The organism is Bradyrhizobium sp. NBAIM08, assembly GCF_020193935.1.
GTDB lineage: Bacteria > Pseudomonadota > Alphaproteobacteria > Rhizobiales > Xanthobacteraceae > Bradyrhizobium > Bradyrhizobium yuanmingense.
This window is the reverse complement of the sequence record NZ_JADYVR010000001.1, coordinates 144502-163889: the sequence shown is the minus strand read 5'-3', so window position 1 is coordinate 163889 and position 19388 is coordinate 144502. Positions and strand designations below refer to the sequence as shown.

Genomic DNA, 19388 nt, shown 5'->3' with positions numbered 1-19388 from the left:
GTTCAGCTCTTGGAGACCGTGACCAGGTGCTTCAGCTTCGCGTTGGCTGCGCCGCTGTCGATCGAGCGGACGCCGATCGCGACGCCCTCCTTGAGGTCCTTGGCGCGGCCGGCCACGACCAGCGCGGCGGCTGCGTTGAGCAGCGCCACGTCGCGATAGGGGCTCGGCTTGCCGTCGAGCACGCTCTGCAACGCGATCGCGTTGGCATCGGCGTCACCGCCTTTGAGCGCACCGGCCTCGCAACGCGGGAGGCCGGCTTCCTCCGGCGTCACCTCGAAGTTCCGGATCTCGCCGTTGTGGAGCGCGGAGACGAAGGTCGGGCCGGTGAGGGTGATCTCGTCGAGACCATCGGACCCGTGCACCACCCAGGCGGAGTCGGAGCCGAGATTCTTCAGCACCTGCGCCAGCGGCTGCACCCATTGCCTGGAGAACACGCCGACCATCTGCCGCTTCACGCCGGCCGGGTTCGACAGCGGCCCGAGCAGATTGAAGATCGTGCGCGTGGCGAGCTCGACCCGGGTCGGGCCGACGTTCTTCATGGCGGGATGGTGGGCGGGGGCGAACATGAAGCCGATGCCGCATTCGCGCACGCAGCGGCCGACCTGCTCCGGCTTGAGATCGATCTTCACCCCGAGCGAGGCCAGCACGTCGGCAGCGCCCGAGCGCGACGACAGCGCGCGGTTGCCGTGCTTGGCCACGGGCACGCCGGCGCCCGCGACGATGAAGGACGCGCAAGTCGAGACGTTGACCGAGCCGGAGCCGTCGCCGCCGGTGCCGACGATGTCGACTGCCTCCGGCGGCGCCTGCACGGTCAGCATCTTCGCGCGCATCGCCGCGACCGCGCCGGTGATCTCGTCCACGGTCTCGCCGCGCACCCGCAGCGCCATCAAGAGCCCGCCCATCTGCGAGGGCGTGGCCTCGCCGCTCATCATGGCATCGAAGGCGGAAGCGGCTTCGTCACGCGACAGGCTGGCGCCGGTCGCCACTTTTCCAATGATCGATTTCAGGTCGTCCATCGCGTGCTTTCAACTCACTGGTTCGCGCCGGTCACCTGCGCGAAGGCGGCCTGATTAATGGTGGTCCCGATGTCGGTTTCAAGCTTGTTGACGTAGGAAGCGACCTGCTCCTCGGTTTGGGCGCGGTCGAGGCTCTCCTTCAGCTTCTTGACCGCGTCGGAGGCAAAGTCGACCGCGGGATCGACGATGTCGGTGACGCGGAACACGATCACCTCGCTGCCGCCGCTCACGGCCGTCTGTCCGATGCCGTCCTTGGCGGTGCGGAAGGCCGCCGCCACGACGGTGCCGGGCACGCCGGCGGGCGAGTCGTCGCGCTTGAAGCCCGTCGCGGTCTCGACCTTGGCGCCGACGGCGGTGGCCTCGTCGGCGAGCTTGCCGCCCGCATCGAGCTTTTGCACCATCTCGGTCGCCTTGGCCTTCAGCTTGGCGGCGATCTGGTCCTGGCGCCAGCGCGCCTCGACCTGGTCGCGGACCTCGTCGAGATTGCGGTCCCGCGAGGGCGTGATGGCGAGCACGTCGTACCAGACATAGCCACCCTTGAACGATATCGCGTCGTTGTCGACGCCGACGTCGGTGTTGAAGGCCTGCGAAACCACGTCGAGGCCCTGCGGGATGTTGGCGACCGGCTGGCCGTTCGGGGCGCGGCCGGAGCGGTCGACGGCCTCGATGGTCACGGCGGTGAGGCCGAGCTTCTGCGCCGCGTCGATCACGCTGGAGCCGCCGCCACGCTCGTCTTCCATCTTGTCGCGGAGGTCGGCGACCTTGACGCGTGCACGCTCAGTCGCGATCTCGCGCTTGATGTCGCCGGCAAGCTTGGCGTAGTCGGCCTCGGCGCCCGGCTCGATCTTGTCGACCCTGACGATCGCAACGCCGAGCCCGCTCTGGATCGGCTGGCTGATCTCGCCGGTAGGCAGCGCGAACGCGGCATCGCCGACGGCGGGCGCGAGCGAAGACTTGGTCACCAGTCCCAGGTCGACGTCGGAGGCGCTCAGCCCGCGTTCCTTGCCGATGTCCTCGAACGACGTGCCGCCGACGAGGCGCTCGCGAGCGCCCTGCGCTTCGGCAACGTTCGGAAACACGATCTGCTGGATCTGGCGCTTTTCCGGCGTGCCCAGCCGATCCTTGCGCTGCTCGAACATCTTCCGCGCATCCTCGTCCGAGACCTCGGTCCATTTGCCGATCTCTTCCGGCGAGACCACGACGAAGGAGATCTTGCGATATTCGGGCGCGCGGAACTGGACCTTGTGATCCTCGAAATAGGCGGCAAGCGCCTCTGGCGATGGCGGGTCGATCGGACCGGCCTGCGCGGCGTCGAGCCGGACGAATTCAATCGCGCGTTGTTCGTTCTGGTAGCGCGTCAGGACGTCGACCATGGCCTTCGAGGGCTCGAGGCCGGCGCCGACCGTGCCGGTGATCTGCCGGCGCAGCGATACCTTGCGCTGCTCGGCGACATAGCGCTGCTCGGTGTAGCCGAAATTGCGGATCAAGGCTTGGAAGCGATTGGGGTCGAAATTGCCGCCGATACCCTTGAAGTTGGGGTCGTTCATGATGAGCTGGCGGATCTGCTCGTCGGACTGGCCGAGGCCGAGCCGGCGCGCCTCTTCGTCGAGCGCGGCCTCGGCGATGGTCTGCTGCAGCACCTGGCGATCAAGGCCGAACGCGCGCGCCTGATCGGGAGTCAACGGACGGCCGAACTGGCGGCTGATCTGTTGCAGGCGGTCCGTGTAGATCTGGCGGAACTCGTTGAGCGAGATCTCGGTGCTGCCGATCTTGGCGACCGTGGACTGGCCGAAGCCCTTGAAGATGTCGGCAATGCCCCAAATGCCGAAACTGATGATCAACACGCCCATCACCACGGCCATAACGATCTTGCCGAGCCAGTTCGATGAGGCCTTGCGTATTCCTCGGAGCATTTGGTCCAACTTGTTTGGTCAGGAGGGGAACGGGAGCGCGTCTTAATGCAGATTCCGCAAAAGCGCGTCACCAAATTGATAGATCATCATAAAGTGGCGGCTTTCCCCCCGCAACCTCGCCCCGGGCGACCGCTTGAAGCTGCGGCGAAAGGGCCTCTGGTCTCTGGAACTGCAGGAGCACCTCTGCTAGCGCATGAACAAACCTCATTCTGCTGGACATTGACATGACCGACGCCATCCGACCGCTGATCGCGGGCAATTGGAAAATGAACGGCCTGAAAGCCCAGGCTGCTGAATTCGACGCCATGCTCAACGGCGCGGCAGACGTGGCTGGCAAGGCCGACCTGCTGGTCTGCCCGCCGGCGACCCTGGTTGCGGCGTTCGCCGAGAAGGCGCGCGGCAAGAAGGTCGCGGTCGGGGCCCAGGACTGCCACCCCAAAGCCTCCGGCGCCCACACCGGCGATATCGCCGCCGAAATGCTCGCCGATGCAGGCGCGACCACCATCATCGTCGGCCATTCCGAGCGCCGCGCCGACCACGGGGAGGGCGACGCGCTGATCCGGCAGAAGGCCGAGGCGGCCTGGCGCGCCGGGGCCGTTGCGGTCGTCTGCATCGGCGAAACGCAGGGCCAGCGCGACGCCGGCCAGACCCTGGACATCCTGCGCGGCCAGCTCGACGGCTCGCTGCCAGAGGGCTCGACGGCGGCCAATCTGGTCGTGGCCTATGAGCCGGTCTGGGCGATCGGCACCGGGCTGACCCCCACAGCCAAGGATGTCGAGCAGATTCATGGGTTTATCCGGGAACTCCTGACCATCAGGTTCAAGGCTGAGGGCGCGAAGATGCGAATCCTCTACGGCGGCTCGGTCAAGCCCTCGAACGCGGCCGAACTGATGGCGGTGAAGAACGTCAACGGGGCTCTGGTCGGCGGTGCCAGCCTGAAGGCGACCGATTTCCTTGCGATCGCTAAGGGCTGCCCCTAGCTAAGTCCAAACCGCGGGACCGGGCCCGATCGGGGGTGGCAATGCCACCTCCGATCGTGTAACACCGCGCAACTTCAGGAAAACCCGCGAAGCGCGATCGGCCGCCGTCAGGCGCCGCCCGCTTGTGACGGAAGGATATCATGCAGACCGTTGTCATCGTCATCCACCTCATGATCGTCGCCGTCATGATCGGTGCCGTCCTGCTCCAGAAGTCGGAAGGCGGCGGCCTCGGCATGGGCGGCGGCGCGGGCTTCATGTCGAGCCGCGGCACGGCGAACCTTCTGACGCGGACCACCGCGATCCTGGCCGTCGGCTTCTTCCTCACCAGCCTGTTCCTGTCCTGGTATGCCGGTTACGACCGCAAGCCGTCGTCGATCATCGGCCAGCCCTCGCAGACCCAGCCGGCCGGCGGGTCGCCCATCGCGCCGCCGACCTCGGGCGGCATCCTGGATTCGCTGAAGAAGGCCGACGAGCAGCAGCAGGCGCCGGCTCCGACCGGTCCTCAGGTGCCGCGCTCGCAATAAAGCAGGGGGGCCATGCAGGGCGGTGGCTACCGTCCTGCATCAACAATCCCCATCAAGGCACTGTCATCACTCTTCGTTTCGGCTCACCCACAGGCCCGCAAAATCTTTGGGGCGGAATACGAATCGCTTTGGCGAATCGTATTTAGGGGATTAGAGGTTAAGTCCCATGGCGCGGTACATATTCATCACCGGCGGCGTGGTTTCTTCGCTCGGCAAGGGTCTGGCTTCGGCGGCACTGGGTGCCCTGCTGCAGGCCCGAGGCTACAAGGTCCGCCTCCGCAAGCTCGACCCCTATCTCAACCTCGATCCCGGAACGATGTCGCCGTATCAGCACGGCGAAGTGTTCGTGACCGATGACGGCGCGGAGACCGATCTCGATCTCGGTCACTACGAGCGCTTCACCGGCCGTCCCGCGACCAAGGCCGACAACATCACGACCGGACGCATCTACCAGGACATCATCTCCAAGGAGCGCCGCGGCGATTATCTCGGCGCGACCATCCAGGTGGTTCCGCACGTCACCAATGCCATCAAGGAATTCGTCCTCGACGGCAACGACGATTACGACTTCGTGCTAGTCGAGATTGGCGGCACCGTCGGCGACATCGAGGGCCTGCCGTTCTTCGAGGCGATCCGCCAGCTCAAGAACGAGCTGCCGCGCGATCACGCCGTCTACATCCATCTGACGCTGCTGCCCTATATTCCCAGCGCCGGCGAATTGAAGACGAAGCCGACGCAGCACTCGGTGAAGGAGCTGCGCTCGATCGGCATCCAGCCGGACATCCTGCTCTGCCGCACCGACCGCGAGATCCCGAAGGAAGAGCGGCGCAAGCTCGGGCTGTTCTGCAACGTGCGCGAAAGCGCCGTGATCGAGGCGCGCGACGTCGACAACATCTACGCGGTCCCCGAGGCCTACCACAATGCGGGCCTCGACGACGAAGTGCTCGCTGCCTTCGGCATCGGCTCGCGGATTCCGCCGGAGCTGCGCAGCTGGCAGGAGATCAACGAGCGCATCCGCAATCCCGAGGGCAACGTCACCATCGCCATCGTCGGCAAGTACACCGGCATGAAGGATGCGTATAAGTCGCTGATCGAGGCGCTCTCGCATGGCGGCATCGCCAACAAGGTGAAGGTCAATCTCGACTGGATCGAGAGCGAGATCTTCGAGAAGGAGGATCCGGCGCCGTTCCTCGAGCACGTCAACGGCATCCTGGTGCCCGGCGGATTCGGCCAGCGCGGCGCAGAGGGCAAGATCAGGGCGGCGCAGTTCGCGCGCGAGCGCGACGTGCCGTATTTCGGCATCTGCTTCGGCATGCAGATGGCGGTGATCGAGGCCGCGCGAAACCTCGTCGGCATCGAGGACGCCAACTCCACCGAGTTCGGCCCGACCAAGGAGCCGCTGGTCGGCCTGATGACGGAATGGCTGCGCGGCAACGAGCTCGAGAAGCGCTCGCAGGCAGGCGACCTCGGCGGCACGATGCGGCTTGGCGCCTATCCTGCAACGCTCAATCGCGGCAGCCGCGTCTCGCAGGTCTATGGCGGCGCGACCGAAATCTCCGAGCGTCACCGCCATCGCTACGAGGTCAACACCGCCTACAAGGACCGCCTCGAGCAGCACGGCTTGAAGTTCTCAGGCCTCTCGCCCGACGGCGTGCTGCCTGAAATCGTCGAGTACGAGGATCACCCCTGGTTCATCGGCGTCCAGTTCCACCCCGAGCTGAAGTCGCGCCCCTTTGAGCCGCATCCGCTGTTCGCTTCGTTCATCGAGGCGGCGGCGAAGCAGAGCCGGCTGGTATAGCCGGCTCGGTCTGCCCTGACAAAGTCTTGCTCGCACGTCCGGCTACGCGGCCGCGATGTCCATCCTGCGGCAGAAGCAAGATGCCTTGATCGGCACCTCCGCGCGCGACTGGGCGAGGTCAAGTCGCTGCTTGATCAGCGGCCTCTCGGCGCTGTCGCCACGCCGCATGAGACATTCGTGCAAGCCGTGAAGCGACCACAGATTGTCGGGATGCTGGCAGGCCCGGCTCAGCTTTCCATCGAGGCCGAGATCGGAACGGTACACTGCCTCGGCTTCCTCGATCCGTCCCTGCTCCAGCAGCAGCGCGCCGAGTGCGTGACGCGGTGGCTGCATCCATCCCCACGGCTCGTCATAGGGCAAGGCGTCGCTGAGCGCGACCGATCTGCGCAGCTCAGCGAACGCGAAGTCGTAATTGGCTTTGCGATATTCCAGTTCGCCATTCAACATGGCTTCGGCCACGCCGAGCAGGGCGACGACCTTGTTGTTGTGCACGAGCCGGCTCTCCGGCACGCGCGTCTTCGCCTGAGCGAACAACGCTTTCTCGGTTTCGGCCTCAGTGACGTGGCCAAGCGCCGAATGAGCCACCGCCTTGGCGTAGTGGATCATCGCCGTCACAGAGCAGTATAGCTCGCGATCCTCCGGCAGCTGTTGGGCAATGATGTCGTGCCATTTGCCGAAACGCACGAGAACGTGCTGCTTCATCGTCAAATAGCCTTCCAGGAAGTCCGCCATGGGGGGCGATTGAATGCGCAGCACTGGCTCGGGCACGGTGGCAATGAGTTCCTCGGCCGCTGCGATAGCGGGGGCGTATTGACCCAGGAACATCGCGCCGTAGATGGCGAAGTGGAAGTTGTGGATGACATAGACCAGGTAGACACCCGGATCGTCCGAATAAGCGAGGAATCTGCGGTCGGTCGCCAGCGCCTTCTGATTGTAGAGCAGGACGTCGTTGTACTGCCCGCACAGCACGTCGAGATGCGTCGGCATGTGGATCAGATGGCCGCTATCGGGGGCGATCCCGCGCAGCCGGTCCCCAGCCCGCATCGCCTTTTGCGGGAAGGGCGACATCTCCATGAGGTGGACGTAGAGATGGAGCAGCCCCGGATGATTCCACGCAGCCGGCCATCGATCGAAAGCTTGTTCGAGCACGGCCCTGCATTCCTCGGTGCCAGCGCCCTTGGTGGGTTCTCCAGACTTAAGGTCCCACATCAGCCACGGCGTCTCGTTCATGATCGATTCGGCAAAGATGGCTCGGACCTCGAGATCGTCGGGATACGTGGCGAAGACCTTTCGCATCTCTCGCGTGAAGGCCTTGTCCCACGGCGCCATATCCTCGATCGCTTCACGCTGCGGATAGCGCACCGACAAGGCGCGGATCAGCGCTTGCTCGACCGGGCTCGCCCTATCCGCCTGCGCGAGCGCGTCCTGCGTCGCATCGTATGATCCCGCCAGCGCCAATTGACGGCCTTGTGCGTCATAGCGGACCCAGGGCAGGTTGTAGTTGGGACCCGCGGCGTAGCCGATGCCCCAGTGGGCCATGGCGCAGCTGTTATCGAACTCGAGCGCCTTGCGAAAGCATTTGATCGCCTCGCCGTGGTTGAATCCGAACACCCAGTTGAGCCCTCGGTCAAACCAGAGCTGCGCATCGGGCGAAGTCGTGCTGATTTTGCGGCTGTAGGGTCCGAGATCAAAATAGGTCATTGCCTCTGCCCCCCTTTGATCGCTTCCGTCGTTTTGCCGATTGCTCTCGGGCCGCCGCCGGCTGATCCGCCGGACCGAGCCTGCACATTATCAAGAGCGCCGGCCCCGCGCTATCGAGCTATGCGCGAACCGCCATGAGGGTCGCCCGGCCGAGGCTCAAGACAGAGTTGTGGCCAGCAGGTATAACCGCCGCTCCTGTCAGGGAGAGAGCAAGAATGATCTACGAAATGCGCGTCTATCGTTGCGTGCCCGGCCGCCTACCGGCATTGCTCAAGCGGTTCGAGACCGCCACGCTCAAGATTTGGGAGAAGCATGGCATCAAGCAGGCCGGGTTCTTCACCACCCTGATCGGCGAATCCAACCAGGAGCTGACCTATTTCCTCGCCTGGGACTCGCTTGCCGAGCGCGAGAAGAAGTGGGGCGCGTTCATGACCGATCCGGACTGGATGAAGGCGCGCGCCGAGAGCGAAGCCGACGGCCAAATCGTCGCCAACATCGTCAGCCAGATCCTGGCGCCGACCGCCTTCTCGGCGGTGAAGTAGCAGGCGGCGGGCAGGGAACCCTGGCGCAACCCTGATATTCGGACCGTCCGGGCGGAAGAGGGTTGATCCAACCCTCATGCCGGCTATGGTCGCGCCGAAACGAGGGATGTGCCTTGAGCTCTTCGAATTCAGCGGCGCCGGTTATCACCATCGGCAGGGTCAAATTCGGCAATGATCTGCCGATCGCGGTCATTGCTGGGCCCTGCCAGCTCGAGAGCCGCCAGCATGCGCTGGAGGTCGCCTCCGCGCTGAAGGAGATCGCGGGGCGGCTGAACATCGGCCTCATCTACAAGACCTCGTTCGACAAGGCCAATCGCACCAGCGCGGCGGCGGCGCGCGGGCTGGGTCTTGCGCCGTCGCTGCCGATCTTCGCGGAAATCCGATCCTCGCTCGGCTTGCCTGTTCTGACCGACGTGCACGAAGCCACGCAATGCACCGAGGTGGCGCAGGCCGTGGACATCCTGCAGATTCCAGCCTTTCTGTGCCGGCAGACCGATCTGCTGCTAGCGGCGGCCGCGACCGGCAAGGTCGTCAACGTCAAGAAAGGTCAGTTCCTGGCACCCTGGGACATGGCCAATGTCGTGACCAAGATCACGAGCGCTGGCAATCCCAACGTGCTCGTCACCGAGCGTGGCGCCTCGTTCGGCTACAACACGCTCGTCTCCGACATGCGCGCGCTGCCGATCCTGGCGCGCACCACCGGCGCGCCCGTGATCTTCGACGCCACCCATTCGGTGCAGCAGCCGGGCGGGAAGGGGACGTCCTCGGGCGGCGAGCGCGAATTCGTCCCGGTGCTGGCGCGTGCAGCTGTCGCGGTCGGCGTTGCCGGCGTCTTCATCGAGACCCATCCCGATCCCGATCGCGCGCCGTCCGACGGTCCCAACATGGTACCGCTGCGCGAGTTCGAAGGGCTCATCGCCCGGCTGATGGCGTTCGACGCACTGGCAAAGAATCCGCGCTGATGCAGCAGAGCGAGGCGGGGCCGCAAGATCACGGCTTGCCGGCGGCGCTCTACGTCATCTCAGGCGCAAGCTTTGCCGCCGCCTTGTCGGCGCGCGCGCTCGATCCGGTGCTGCCGCACGTCGCCGACGATTTTGGCGTCAGCATCGCGACCGCCGCGGGCTTTGCCGCGGTGTTCGCCTTCACCTTCTCGATCATCCAGCCGATCATCGGGGCCGCCGCCGACCTGTTCGGCAAGACGCGGCTGATGATCGGCTGCCTCGCGCTGCTCGGCCTCGCCAACATCCTGGGCGCATTCTCGACGTCGTTCTCGGTTCTGTTTGCGACCCGCATCCTCGCGGGCATCGGCTCCGGCGGCGTATTTCCGGTGGCGCTCAGCCTGACCAGCGATCTCGTCGGTCCCGAGAAACGTCAGGTTGCGATCAGCCGCACGCTCGCCGGCGCCATGACGGGCAATCTGCTCGGCGCCTCGGCCTCAGGCCTGATCGGTGATTTCCTCGGCTGGCGCGGCGTGCTGGCGGTGCTCGGTGTCCTCGTGATCATCGCATCGATCGCGGTCGCGGCCGGCTTTCGCGGCGCCAAGGTCAAGCATCCGCCGAAGACGAGCCTCTCGGCGCTGAAGGCCGGCTATCGCACCATCTTCACCAACCCGAATGCCTATGTCTGCTATTCGGCTGTGTTCATCGAAGGCTGCTGCGTGCTCGGGCTGTTTCCCTACATCGCTTCGTTCCTGTTCGAGCTCGGCCAGACCTCGCTGTCGATCGCCGGCATCGTCATCGCCGGCTTTGCGGTCGGCGGCCTGTTCTACACGCTGACGGTGTCGCGCCTGCTGCCTTGGCTCGGCGTGAAGGGCATGATGATCGCAGGGATGACGCTGGTGGCGTCACAGCTCATCGCCGTCGCCTTCGGTCCACGCTGGGAAGTGCAGGCGCTGAATCTCGTCGTGATGGGCTGGGGCTTCTACATCGCCCATGGCTGTCTCCAGGTCTTCGCCAGCGAGCTCTCGGTCGAGGCGCGCGCCACCGCAATGTCGCTGCATTCGTTCTTCTTCTTCATGGGGCAGACGGTGGGGCCGCTCGCCTACGGCTTCGGGCTCCAGCATGCCGGCAAGATGGCGACCCTGTCGGCGAGCGCCGCGATCATGGTGCTGCTCGGCCTCGTCTGCGCGCGGCTGCTCAAGCAGCGGGCGCCGTCAGATGCGCGCGTCTGAGGGCGCGTCCGGACGAAGCGCCCTCTCAAAAAGCTTCGCAAGCAGTCCTTGTGGCGCTCAGGCGCTCGCGTAGGCCTCCTGCCAGAGGTCAAGCACCTCGTGACGCGTAATGCCACGGGTGATGAACACGATGCGCGAACGGCGGTCGGCAGCATGGGGCCATTTTGCAAGCGCCACCGGCGGATGGAAGACGTGGTGGACGCCATGAACCGCGACCGGCGTCTCTTCATCGCGAAGATTCAAGATGCCCTTGACCCGCAAGAGGTCCTCGCCCCGGGTGGCGCGCAGATGCGCGAGCCAGCGCGATACGGCCATCCAGTCAAGGGGATCGTCGAATGCGATCATGAAGTTAAGGATCGATGCATCGTGGCTATGATGCTCGTGATGGGCATGACCGCCATCGTGATGGTGGCCGCTCTCATGTGCAGCCTTGGCGACGTCGGCGAACGCCTGCTCGTTGAGCCAGCGCTCGATATCGGCTGTCTTCTTTTCGGGGTCAATGAGGGCGGCGCCGAACAGTTGAGCCGGATCGACCTCGCCATGCGCCACGTTCTCGATCCTGGCGCTGGGATTGAGCCGACGAAGCCGCAAGTCCAGTGCGTCAGTATCATTGACCAAATCGCGCTTGGTGATCAGCAGCCGGTCAGCGAGCGCGACCTGCTTCACCGCCTCGTATTGGCGGTCGAGCTGCCGCGCTGCATTGACCGCGTCGACGGTGGTCACCACGGTGTCTAGCCGAAGGAAATGCGAGACCAAAGGGTTGTTCAGCAGCAGCTGAGCGATGGGGGCGGGGTCAGCCAACCCCGTTGTCTCAACCAGAATCCTGCGGAACGGCGGGACCTCGCCACGATCGCGGCGCACCAGCAGCGCGCGCAGGGTCTCTTCCAGATCGCTGCGAATAGTGCAGCAAATACAACCACTCGCAAGCACGGCGACTTCGCCGTCCACGCGTTCCACGAGGAGGTGGTCGAGGCTGACCTCGCCATATTCGTTGATGATGACGGCGCTGTCCTTCATCGCGCCGTGGCGCAGCAGGCGGTTGAGCAGTGTGGTCTTGCCGCTGCCAAGAAAGCCGGTGATCAGTGACACCGGAGTCCGCTCGGCGGATTTGTCGCTCTCGAAAAGGCTCATCGGCGTCCTCAACCCTGGTCTTATTTTTGTCGCTGGACAACAGCCTAATGGAGGACGAGCATTCCGAAAACAGGATCTTAAGCCCGATCTCAGCGGGCACAACCCGGGAGGAAACGATGGACGATGCCAAAGGCGATGAAGAGAGGGGCGGTGCCGCGACCGATCGGCGGACCTTGCTGCGCACGGCAGGCCTTGCTGGTGCGGCTGGGGCGGCATTCGCAGGTGCGATGCACGGCAAGTTCTCACTCGCACCGATCACCGCGGCCCAGGCCCAAACGCCGGCGATGCCAAAGGGCGTGGACAAGCCTTGGTGGCCCTCGAAATGGGGCAAGGACGACGAGGCTGGCGCGTCGAACCACATCACGCCGGCGAAGGTTCTCGATGCCGTGAAGTGGATCAAGGATGGCAAGATCTACAAGATCGGCCGCGTTTACGAGCAAGGCATGCCGTTGTTCGGCGCCCGCGCATTTTCGTTGCGCATTCCCGGCGGGCCGACTGGCGGCCCGTTCGGCGACAACAAGCTCGTCTATCACGACGAGTTTCTCGCCACCGAAATCGGCCAGACCGGCACACAATTCGACGGGCTCGGCCATATCGGTATCCAGTTGGGCAAGGACGGCGACAAGAGCGAGATGCGCTTCTACAACGGCTTCACTGCCGCTGAGATCGGCGACGCCTACGGCCTGAAGAAGCTTGGCACCGAGAAGCTCAAGCCGCTGTTCACACGCGCCCACCTGATCGATATGGTCGCGCTGAAGGGCGGCATGATGGATGCGGGCCAGGAGATCACCTCGGCCGATATCAAGGCGGCGCTGGCGAAGCAAAGCATCGCGGAGAGCGACATCAAGCCGGGCGATGCGATCATGTTCCACACCGGCTGGGGCTCCCTGTGGATGAAGAACAATGATCGCTACAATAGCGGCGAGCCTGGGATCGGCCTCGATGCCGCGAAGTGGATCATCGAGAAGGATCTCGCGCTGACTGCGGCCGACACCTGGGCGGTCGAAGTGGTGCCCAATCCCGACAAGTCGCTCGCTTTCGCGGTTCATTCCGAATTGCAGACCAAGCACGGCATTCTCAACCACGAGAACCTGATCTTCGACGAGTTGATTGCCGACAAGAAGTACCAGTTCGTCTACTGCTTCACGCCATCGCCGATCAAAGGCGCGACCGGCAGCAATGGCTGCCCGATCGCGATCACCTGAGGCGGATGAAAAAGCGTGTGGGCGGGACGTCCCCGCCCACCGCGCGAGCTGCGGAGCGGCGTGCGGCTCGCCTCGCATGGTCCCGGCATGGAATTCGGCGAGATGGCGATCCTGGAGCACAGCCGCAGCGCCGACGTCTTCGCCGACACGCCCGTCACCTGCCTCGAACTGCCGCTCGACAGCTTTGCCGATTACCGCCGGCTGCACCCGGAAACGTCGTTGAAGATCATGCGCAATCTTGCCGCCATCCTGGCGCGGCGGCTGGTGCTGGCGAATGCCAAGGTGGATTTGCTGAGCGCCTACTGACTATACCGAGACATTGTTTTTCGTTCCCCTGATGCGACGCAGCGCGCCGCACTTGCGGCGTGGTGCGTTGCTGATCCGGGGTCCGGAATTCGTGGCGCTCGGTCCCGGCTGTGCGGGGGCGCAGCGTTTCGCGCTGCACCTTGCGCGGAACACGGGTGGGGGCTGTCTCACTTCGTCCACGTCACACTGGGCGGAGGAGGCTAGCTCGCGCAGCTCTTGCGATACTCAGCCGGCGTGACGTTCATGTGTCTGCGGAAAATCCGATTGAGATGGCTTTGATCGGAAAATCCGCTCAAGAGCGCAATTTCCTTCAGGGCGAGCCGATCCTTGCGCAGATGTTGGCGGGCGCGCTCCACCTTGCGGCTCAGGACATAGGCATGCGGCCGCATGCCATAGTGCACCTGGAACTTGCGCGCGAACTGCACCGGCGAGCAGTTGCAGATGTTGGCTAGCTCCTCGAGCGTGATGTTCCTGGAGATGTTCTGTTCGACATAGTCCTCGATCAGCCTTGCATGCGCTGGCCTGAAGCGCCCCTGCGGACAGGGCAGCTTGAATTCCACCGAGGCGTATTTTCGCAAGATGTGCACGCTCGCCTGAAGTGCCAGCGCATCGTAGCAGAGCCGGCCGCCCGGGCCGCCTTCGGACACTTCCTGCACCATCCGGTCACCGATCCAGGTCAGCACCGGATCTTCGATCCTGAGCAGATCGTGAAGTTCGACGCCGTCTGACTCGCGGTCGAATGCCTCGCTCGCGGTCTTCGTCATCAGGCTCGGCGAGATGTAGAAATGGCTGACTTCGAGGTCATTGCTCCAGCGCCAGTTCGAAGGCTCCGCACGTGTCAGCAGGGTTGTGACACCGCGTCCGACGTGATCCTGCTTCCACGCGCCGGTCACACGGCGGTTCATTGACGTGGTGCCTTCGCGATAGACGACGATCAGGAAATTCTCGGACGGCGGCACCCAGATGTCGGACGGCGCATAGCGGAAGACGCGCAACCGAAAGTCAGCCTTGCCCACGGCGGAACTGTCCAGCATCAATTGGCCGGGAGCGTAGCGGGGGAGCTCCTCAACCGTGATTAATTGGCCCATCGCGCGCGACTCCTTCCCTGATTCTAAGGCGCGGTTGACCGCTTCTGCTTCTCATTGGCCGAACGGCGGAGACGAGCATAAGCCGGTTTTGCCATTTGCCAAGCGAGCCGCGTTGCCGAACTGCCCGGCAACGGACGTCCGGCTTCGTTCAAAGAATTGTCCGATTTGTTCAAGCTCCAGCCGCCGGAATACTCATAGCTTCCCCCGTCCCGCACTGATGGGATCAACAATGACGCGCTGCACCACCATCCGATCGTATGACGGATGGGGAAGGTCGTGCGCACTCAAAAATCACCGAGGAGGAAGAAATGGCGGAAGCCCTGACCAAATCCAATGGAAGCAACGGTTCGCATGGACCAGCGAGATTCGATGCCGTGGTTGTCGGAGCCGGCGTCGCCGGGCTCTATCAACTCTATCGTCTGCGCGAGCAGGGATTGAGCGTCAGGGGGATCGACGCCGCGTCAGGCGTAGGCGGCACGTGGTATTGGAATCGATATCCCGGCGCGCGCTTCGACTCCGAGGCCTACATCTATCAGTATCTTTTCTCCGAGGAGCTCTACAAGGATTGGAGCTGGAGCGAGAAGTTTCCGGGCCAGCCCGAAATCGAGCGCTGGATGAACTACGTCGCCGACCGTCTCGATCTGCGCAAGGACATCCAGTTCAGTACGACGGTCAAGAGCGCGCACTTCAACGAGGCCACGCAGCGCTGGCTGGTCACGACCGACCGGGGCGACGTGATCGACACCCAGTTTCTGGTCACCTGCTGCGGCATGCTGTCGGCTCCCTACGTATCCTTTCCGGGGCAGGAGACTTTCAAGGGACGGTTGTTCCATACGGCGCGCTGGCCGGAGCAGCCTGTCGACCTCGCAGGCAAGCGCGTCGGAGTCATCGGCAACGGTGCGACCGGCATCCAGGTCATCCAGACGATCGCCGGCGATGTCGGCCATCTCAAGGTGTTCATCCGGACGCCGCAATACATCATCCCGATGAAGAATCCGAAATTTGGGGCCGCGGAGGTCGAGGACTACAAGTCGAGATTCAAGTCACTCACCGAACGCCTGCCGCGCACATTCACCGGCTTTGAATACGACTTCGAGCACGCCTGGGCAGACCTCACGCCGGAGCGCCGCCGCGCGGTGATCGAGGCCTGCTGGAATGACGGTTCTCTGAAGCTATGGATATCCTCGTTCGCCGAGCTGTTCTTCGACCCGGAGGTCAATGCCGAGATCTCCGAATTCGTGCGCGGGAAGATGCGCGAGCGGCTCGAGGATCCGAAACTGTGCGATGCGTTGATTCCTGCCGATTATGGCTTCGGAACGCACCGTGTGCCGCTCGAGCAGAACTTCCTCGAGGCCTTCCATCGCCCCAACGTCGAGATCGTCAGCGTCAAGAGCAATCCGATCGATCGCGTCACGCCCACTGGTATTCAGACCGCTGACGGTACGGTCCATGAGCTGGATGTCATTATCCTAGCGACCGGCTTCGACGCCGGCACCGGTGCCTTGACGCGCATCGATATCAGGGGCCGCGACGGCCGATCGCTGAGGGAGGACTGGGGCAGGGACATCCGCACCACGATGGGCCTGCAGGTTCACGGCTATCCCAACCTGTTCACGACCGCCGTTCCGCTCGCTCCATCGGCTGCGCTGTGCAACATGACCACGTGCCTGCAGCAGCAGGTCGAATGGATCGATGACTGCATCAAGTACATGCGCAGCAAGGATCTGAAGGTGGTCGAGCCGACAAAGGACGCCCAGGACAGCTGGGTGGCCCATCACGATGAGATCGCAAACGCGACGCTGATCGCGAAAACCAATTCCTGGTACCTGGGCTCGAACGTCGAAGGCAAGCCGCGCCGTGTCCTGTCGTACTGCGGCGGCGTCGGCGCGTATCGACAGAAGTGCGACGAGGTCGCGGTGAACGGTTACGAGGGCTTCGCGATGCAATGAGCGCTCGCGACGCGAGCGTCGACCACATCAAACAATCCAGCACGGGAGGACGATCATGATCATGAATTTTGGCGCGACGGCAGATGCCGTTCTCGACGGCGTCGTCACATCCACGCCGCGCGTGCCCGGCGTTGTCGCGATGGTGACGGACCGCCGGCGCAACATCTATGAAGGCGCAGCCGGCAAACGCCGTCTCGATCGGCCGGCGGACATGACCACCGACAGCGTCTTTGCCCTTTTCTCCACCACCAAGGCGATTACCGGCACGGCCGTTCTGCAACTCGTCGAGGAGGGCAAGCTCGATCTCGATGCGCCCGCGAAGCACTACGCGAACGAGATCGGAAAGCTGCAGGTGATCGAGGGCTTTGATGCAGCGGGCGAGCCGATCCTGCGTGCACCGAAGCGCGATATTACCACGCGCATGCTGATGACCCACACGGCGGGCCTGAGCTACGATTTCATCAACCACACCTACAACCGGCTGGCGCAGGAGAAGGGGCAGCCCAGCGTGATCACCGCGACCAAGGCCTCCCTGATGACCCCGCTGCTGTTCGATCCCGGCGAGCGCTGGGACTATGGAACAAATCTCGACTGGTGCGGCCAGATCGTCGAGGCCATCGCGGGCAAGCGACTCGGTGAAGTCTTCAAGACACGCATCTTCGAACCGCTCGGGATCAAGAACATGACCTTCGAGCTGACCGACGCCATGCGCCAGAAACTGGCCGGCATCCACGCGCGGAATGCCGACGGGTCGCTGACGCCGATGGATTTTGAGCTTCCGGCAAAGCCCGAAGTCCATATGGGCGGCCACGGCCTGTACGGCACGGTCGGCGACTACATGCGTTTCATCCGCATGTGGCTGAATGATGGGGTTGGCGAACACGGCCGCGTGCTGAAAGCCGAAACCGTTCGGCTGGCGGAAAGGAACCACCTGGGCGACAGGAAGGTAACGCCGATCACGGGTGTCATCCCGTCACTGTGCAACGACGCGGAATTCTTTCCGGGCCAATCCAAATCCTGGGCGTTGAGCTTCATGGTCAACGACGAGGAAGCCCCGACAGGACGTCCCGCCGGCGCGCTGGGCTGGGCCGGGCTTGCCAACTTGTTCTATTGGATCGATCGGCAGAACAACGTCGGCGGGTTCTGGGCCACCCAGATTCTGCCCTTCGGTGATCCGACATCATTCATCGGCTATATGAACTTCGAGACGGCGCTCTACCAGAGCCTGAGGCAGCGCTTGGCAAGCTAGGACCGTGCTGCGAGAGCGGCCTCGTCGCTGTCGACCGAGGCCGTTTTCTCTTGATGGTCACACGTGACCGAGCATGCCCTAGCCCCGCCCGCGATAGGGCGCCACGCCTTGCTCCGGCACCCAGAGTCCCTTCGGCACGCGGCCGGTCTGCCAGAACACGTCGATCGGGATGCCGCCGCGCGGATACCAATAGCCGCCGATGCGCAGGAATTTCGGCTTGATCTCGGACGCGATACGCTTGCCGATCATCACGGTGCAGTCCTCGTGGAAGGCGCCGTGATTGCGGAAGCTCGCGATGTAGAGCTTGAGCGATTTCGACTCCAGGAGCCACGCCCCCGGCGCGTAGTCGATCATCAGATGCGCGAAATCCGGCTGGCCCGTGACAGGGCAGAGCGAGGTGAATTCCGGCACGGTGAAGCGCACCAGATAATCCGTGCCTTTCTGCGGATTGGGCACGCGGTCGAGTTGGGCCTCTTCCGGCGTGTGCGGCCATTCGACCGCGCGGCCGAGCTGGAGGGACTTTTTCGCCATCGTCGTCAACATCCTGTGGAGCATGATCCGGAAAAATGGGCACCGGTTTTCCGAAAGATCATGCTCAATTAAGCAATAGGAGCGCGATAAGATCGCGCTCCAGAGGATGCCGGGATGGACGCAAACGGGCTCGTCGTCAACCGGCGGCGATTGTCTGGATCATGACGATGCGGTCGTTGCCGGACTCGCAGCCCCAAAGCTCGCCCGGCCGCCCGTCGAGCTGGCGGACATTGGCGTTGGCCTTGTCGCTGGCGAAGACGTTGAACTTCTCGGTGGCGGGATCGAAGCGCACGATGGCGTTGGCGGAGAAATCGGTCAGCCAGACCTTGTCCTTGTCGTCGACATAAACGGCATAGGCGCGGGGACGTTCGCCTGGCAGCTTCCAGGTCTTCCACGAGCCGTCCGCGGGATCATGCACCGAGACGTGGCCGCTGTTCCACTCGCTGACCCAGATCCGGCCCCTCGAATCCGACCAGACGCGCCGCGACCCCTGGTTCGGGGTCGGCGGCTCGACCACGGTCGCATTGCCGCCCGCACGGTCGATCTTCGCGATATGGCTGCCGCCGAGGGAGGCGTACCAGATATCGCCCTTGGGCGTGACCGTGATGCCGTAGGGGCCGACCCCCTTCGGTGCCTTGAACACGTTCATCTCGCCGGTCTTCGGAGACAGCCGGCCGTAATAGCCGGACTGGCCGGTGAACCAGTAGGTGCCATCCCTGTCGAACACGCCGGTGTTGAGATTGGCGGAGGCTAACTTTTCCGGCAGGCGGAACAGCGTCACCTTGAGATCGGCAGGGTCGACCCGCGCAATCGCGTTCTGGCCGCCTTCGGTGATCCAGGGCGCACCGTCGGGCCCGACGGTTACGCCGTGTGGGGCTGCGCCCTGGCCTAGGCTGACCGTCTTGAAACGGCCATCGCGTGGATCGAGACTGCCGAGCAGACCCTTGCCCTGCGCCGTGAACCAGATGGTGCCGTCAGGGGCGGGCGTGAGATCGTGCAGGCCGATACCCGGACTGATCGGGTAGTATCTCGTCCGGAACGGGCCTTCCTGCGCAAAACCTGGACGGGCGGCGAGCAGCGCGGCGCTCGAAGCAAGAAATTGGCGGCGATTCATGGCGTTACCCCGACTGTTTGAGATTGAGGTTGGGCACGCGGACCAGACGTGGTCGAGCATATTCTGAGGCGCCTTTCGCGTCAGTCGGAGCCGTGCGTCCAAGCGTTCACATTTGCTTGCGGCCCGTGTAAGACCGCGGCACCGATCAGCCCCAACGAACGGAAGTGGACA

Annotated in this window: 17 protein-coding genes; 10 read left to right on the top strand and 7 right to left on the bottom strand. The window is 63.9% G+C overall.

Annotation, left to right across the window (positions count from 1 at the left end):
• Positions 1-2 precede the first annotated feature (2 nt).
• Positions 3-1016 carry an anthranilate phosphoribosyltransferase gene (gene trpD, locus I6F37_RS00790; RefSeq protein WP_036025193.1) on the bottom strand — a complete coding sequence of 338 codons (1014 nt, stop codon included), beginning with the start codon at positions 1014-1016 and terminating at the stop codon, positions 3-5.
• A 14-nt stretch (positions 1017-1030) separates the two neighbouring features.
• Positions 1031-2929, bottom strand: coding sequence for a SurA N-terminal domain-containing protein (locus tag I6F37_RS00785; RefSeq protein WP_225112517.1), 1899 nt, complete (start codon positions 2927-2929; stop codon positions 1031-1033).
• Positions 2930-3153: 224 nt separating this feature from the next.
• Here I6F37_RS00785 and tpiA point away from each other — a divergent pair, with 224 nt between their 5' ends.
• The 3 genes from tpiA to I6F37_RS00770 all read left to right on the top strand — a co-directional run bounded on the left by tpiA (position 3154) and on the right by I6F37_RS00770 (position 6231).
• Positions 3154-3909 carry a triose-phosphate isomerase gene (gene tpiA / locus I6F37_RS00780; protein WP_225112516.1) on the top strand — a complete coding sequence of 252 codons (756 nt, stop codon included), beginning with the start codon at positions 3154-3156 and terminating at the stop codon, positions 3907-3909.
• Positions 3910-4049: 140 nt separating this feature from the next.
• Positions 4050-4433, top strand: a complete 384-nt coding sequence (gene secG / locus I6F37_RS00775) for a preprotein translocase subunit SecG (protein ID WP_036009912.1) — start codon at positions 4050-4052, stop codon at positions 4431-4433.
• Between the two features lie 166 nt (positions 4434-4599).
• Positions 4600-6231, top strand: coding sequence for a CTP synthase (locus tag I6F37_RS00770; protein WP_036025189.1), 1632 nt, complete (start codon positions 4600-4602; stop codon positions 6229-6231).
• A gap of 42 nt (positions 6232-6273) precedes the next feature.
• Here I6F37_RS00770 and I6F37_RS00765 read toward each other — a convergent pair whose 3' ends face one another.
• Positions 6274-7932, bottom strand: coding sequence for a hypothetical protein (locus tag I6F37_RS00765; protein ID WP_225112515.1), 1659 nt, complete (start codon positions 7930-7932; stop codon positions 6274-6276).
• Between the two features lie 215 nt (positions 7933-8147).
• Between I6F37_RS00765 and I6F37_RS00760 the strand changes: the two genes are divergently transcribed.
• The 3 genes from I6F37_RS00760 to I6F37_RS00750 all read left to right on the top strand — a co-directional run bounded on the left by I6F37_RS00760 (position 8148) and on the right by I6F37_RS00750 (position 10644).
• The gene (locus tag I6F37_RS00760; RefSeq protein WP_057030503.1) at positions 8148-8474 is read left to right on the top strand and encodes an NIPSNAP family protein; all 327 of its coding nucleotides are present in this window, start codon (positions 8148-8150) and stop codon (positions 8472-8474) included.
• Positions 8475-8587: 113 nt separating this feature from the next.
• Positions 8588-9436: a 3-deoxy-8-phosphooctulonate synthase gene (gene kdsA / locus I6F37_RS00755; protein WP_225112514.1), complete on the top strand. Its 849-nt coding sequence runs from the start codon at positions 8588-8590 to the stop codon at positions 9434-9436.
• Complete coding sequence (locus tag I6F37_RS00750; protein WP_225112513.1) at positions 9436-10644, top strand: MFS transporter; 1209 nt, start codon at positions 9436-9438, stop codon at positions 10642-10644. The genes kdsA and I6F37_RS00750 overlap by 1 nt, the downstream gene beginning before the upstream one ends.
• Before the next feature lie 57 nt (positions 10645-10701).
• On the opposite strand, the gene I6F37_RS00745 is transcribed toward I6F37_RS00750, so the two are convergent.
• Entirely contained in the window at positions 10702-11733 is a 1032-nt protein-coding gene (locus tag I6F37_RS00745) for a GTP-binding protein (RefSeq protein ID WP_368736693.1), read from the bottom strand.
• 158 nt (positions 11734-11891) lie between these two features.
• On the opposite strand from I6F37_RS00745, the gene I6F37_RS00740 reads away from it, so the two are divergent.
• A complete protein-coding gene (locus I6F37_RS00740; protein WP_036009893.1) occupies positions 11892-12980 on the top strand; it encodes a cyclase family protein in 1089 nt (362 codons plus the stop codon).
• A gap of 15 nt (positions 12981-12995) precedes the next feature.
• A complete protein-coding gene (locus I6F37_RS00735; RefSeq protein ID WP_225143385.1) occupies positions 12996-13286 on the top strand; it encodes a cyclic nucleotide-binding domain-containing protein in 291 nt (96 codons plus the stop codon).
• A gap of 200 nt (positions 13287-13486) precedes the next feature.
• On the opposite strand, the gene I6F37_RS00730 is transcribed toward I6F37_RS00735, so the two are convergent.
• The gene (locus I6F37_RS00730) at positions 13487-14374 is read right to left on the bottom strand and encodes a helix-turn-helix domain-containing protein (protein WP_036009887.1); all 888 of its coding nucleotides are present in this window, start codon (positions 14372-14374) and stop codon (positions 13487-13489) included.
• Between the two features lie 308 nt (positions 14375-14682).
• Here I6F37_RS00730 and I6F37_RS00725 point away from each other — a divergent pair, with 308 nt between their 5' ends.
• Both I6F37_RS00725 and I6F37_RS00720 read left to right on the top strand, forming a co-directional pair.
• On the top strand, positions 14683-16323 hold the full coding sequence (locus tag I6F37_RS00725; protein WP_036009884.1) for an NAD(P)/FAD-dependent oxidoreductase: 1641 nt from the start codon (positions 14683-14685) through the stop codon (positions 16321-16323).
• Between the two features lie 55 nt (positions 16324-16378).
• The gene (locus tag I6F37_RS00720; RefSeq protein WP_036009881.1) at positions 16379-17572 is read left to right on the top strand and encodes a serine hydrolase; all 1194 of its coding nucleotides are present in this window, start codon (positions 16379-16381) and stop codon (positions 17570-17572) included.
• Positions 17573-17650: 78 nt separating this feature from the next.
• Here the strand turns inward: I6F37_RS00720 and queF are convergent, their stop codons facing one another.
• Positions 17651-18127: a preQ(1) synthase gene (gene queF / locus I6F37_RS00715; RefSeq protein WP_192893427.1), complete on the bottom strand. Its 477-nt coding sequence runs from the start codon at positions 18125-18127 to the stop codon at positions 17651-17653.
• 112 nt (positions 18128-18239) lie between these two features.
• The gene (locus I6F37_RS00710; RefSeq protein WP_036009875.1) at positions 18240-19217 is read right to left on the bottom strand and encodes a lyase; all 978 of its coding nucleotides are present in this window, start codon (positions 19215-19217) and stop codon (positions 18240-18242) included.
• Positions 19218-19388 lie beyond the last annotated feature (171 nt).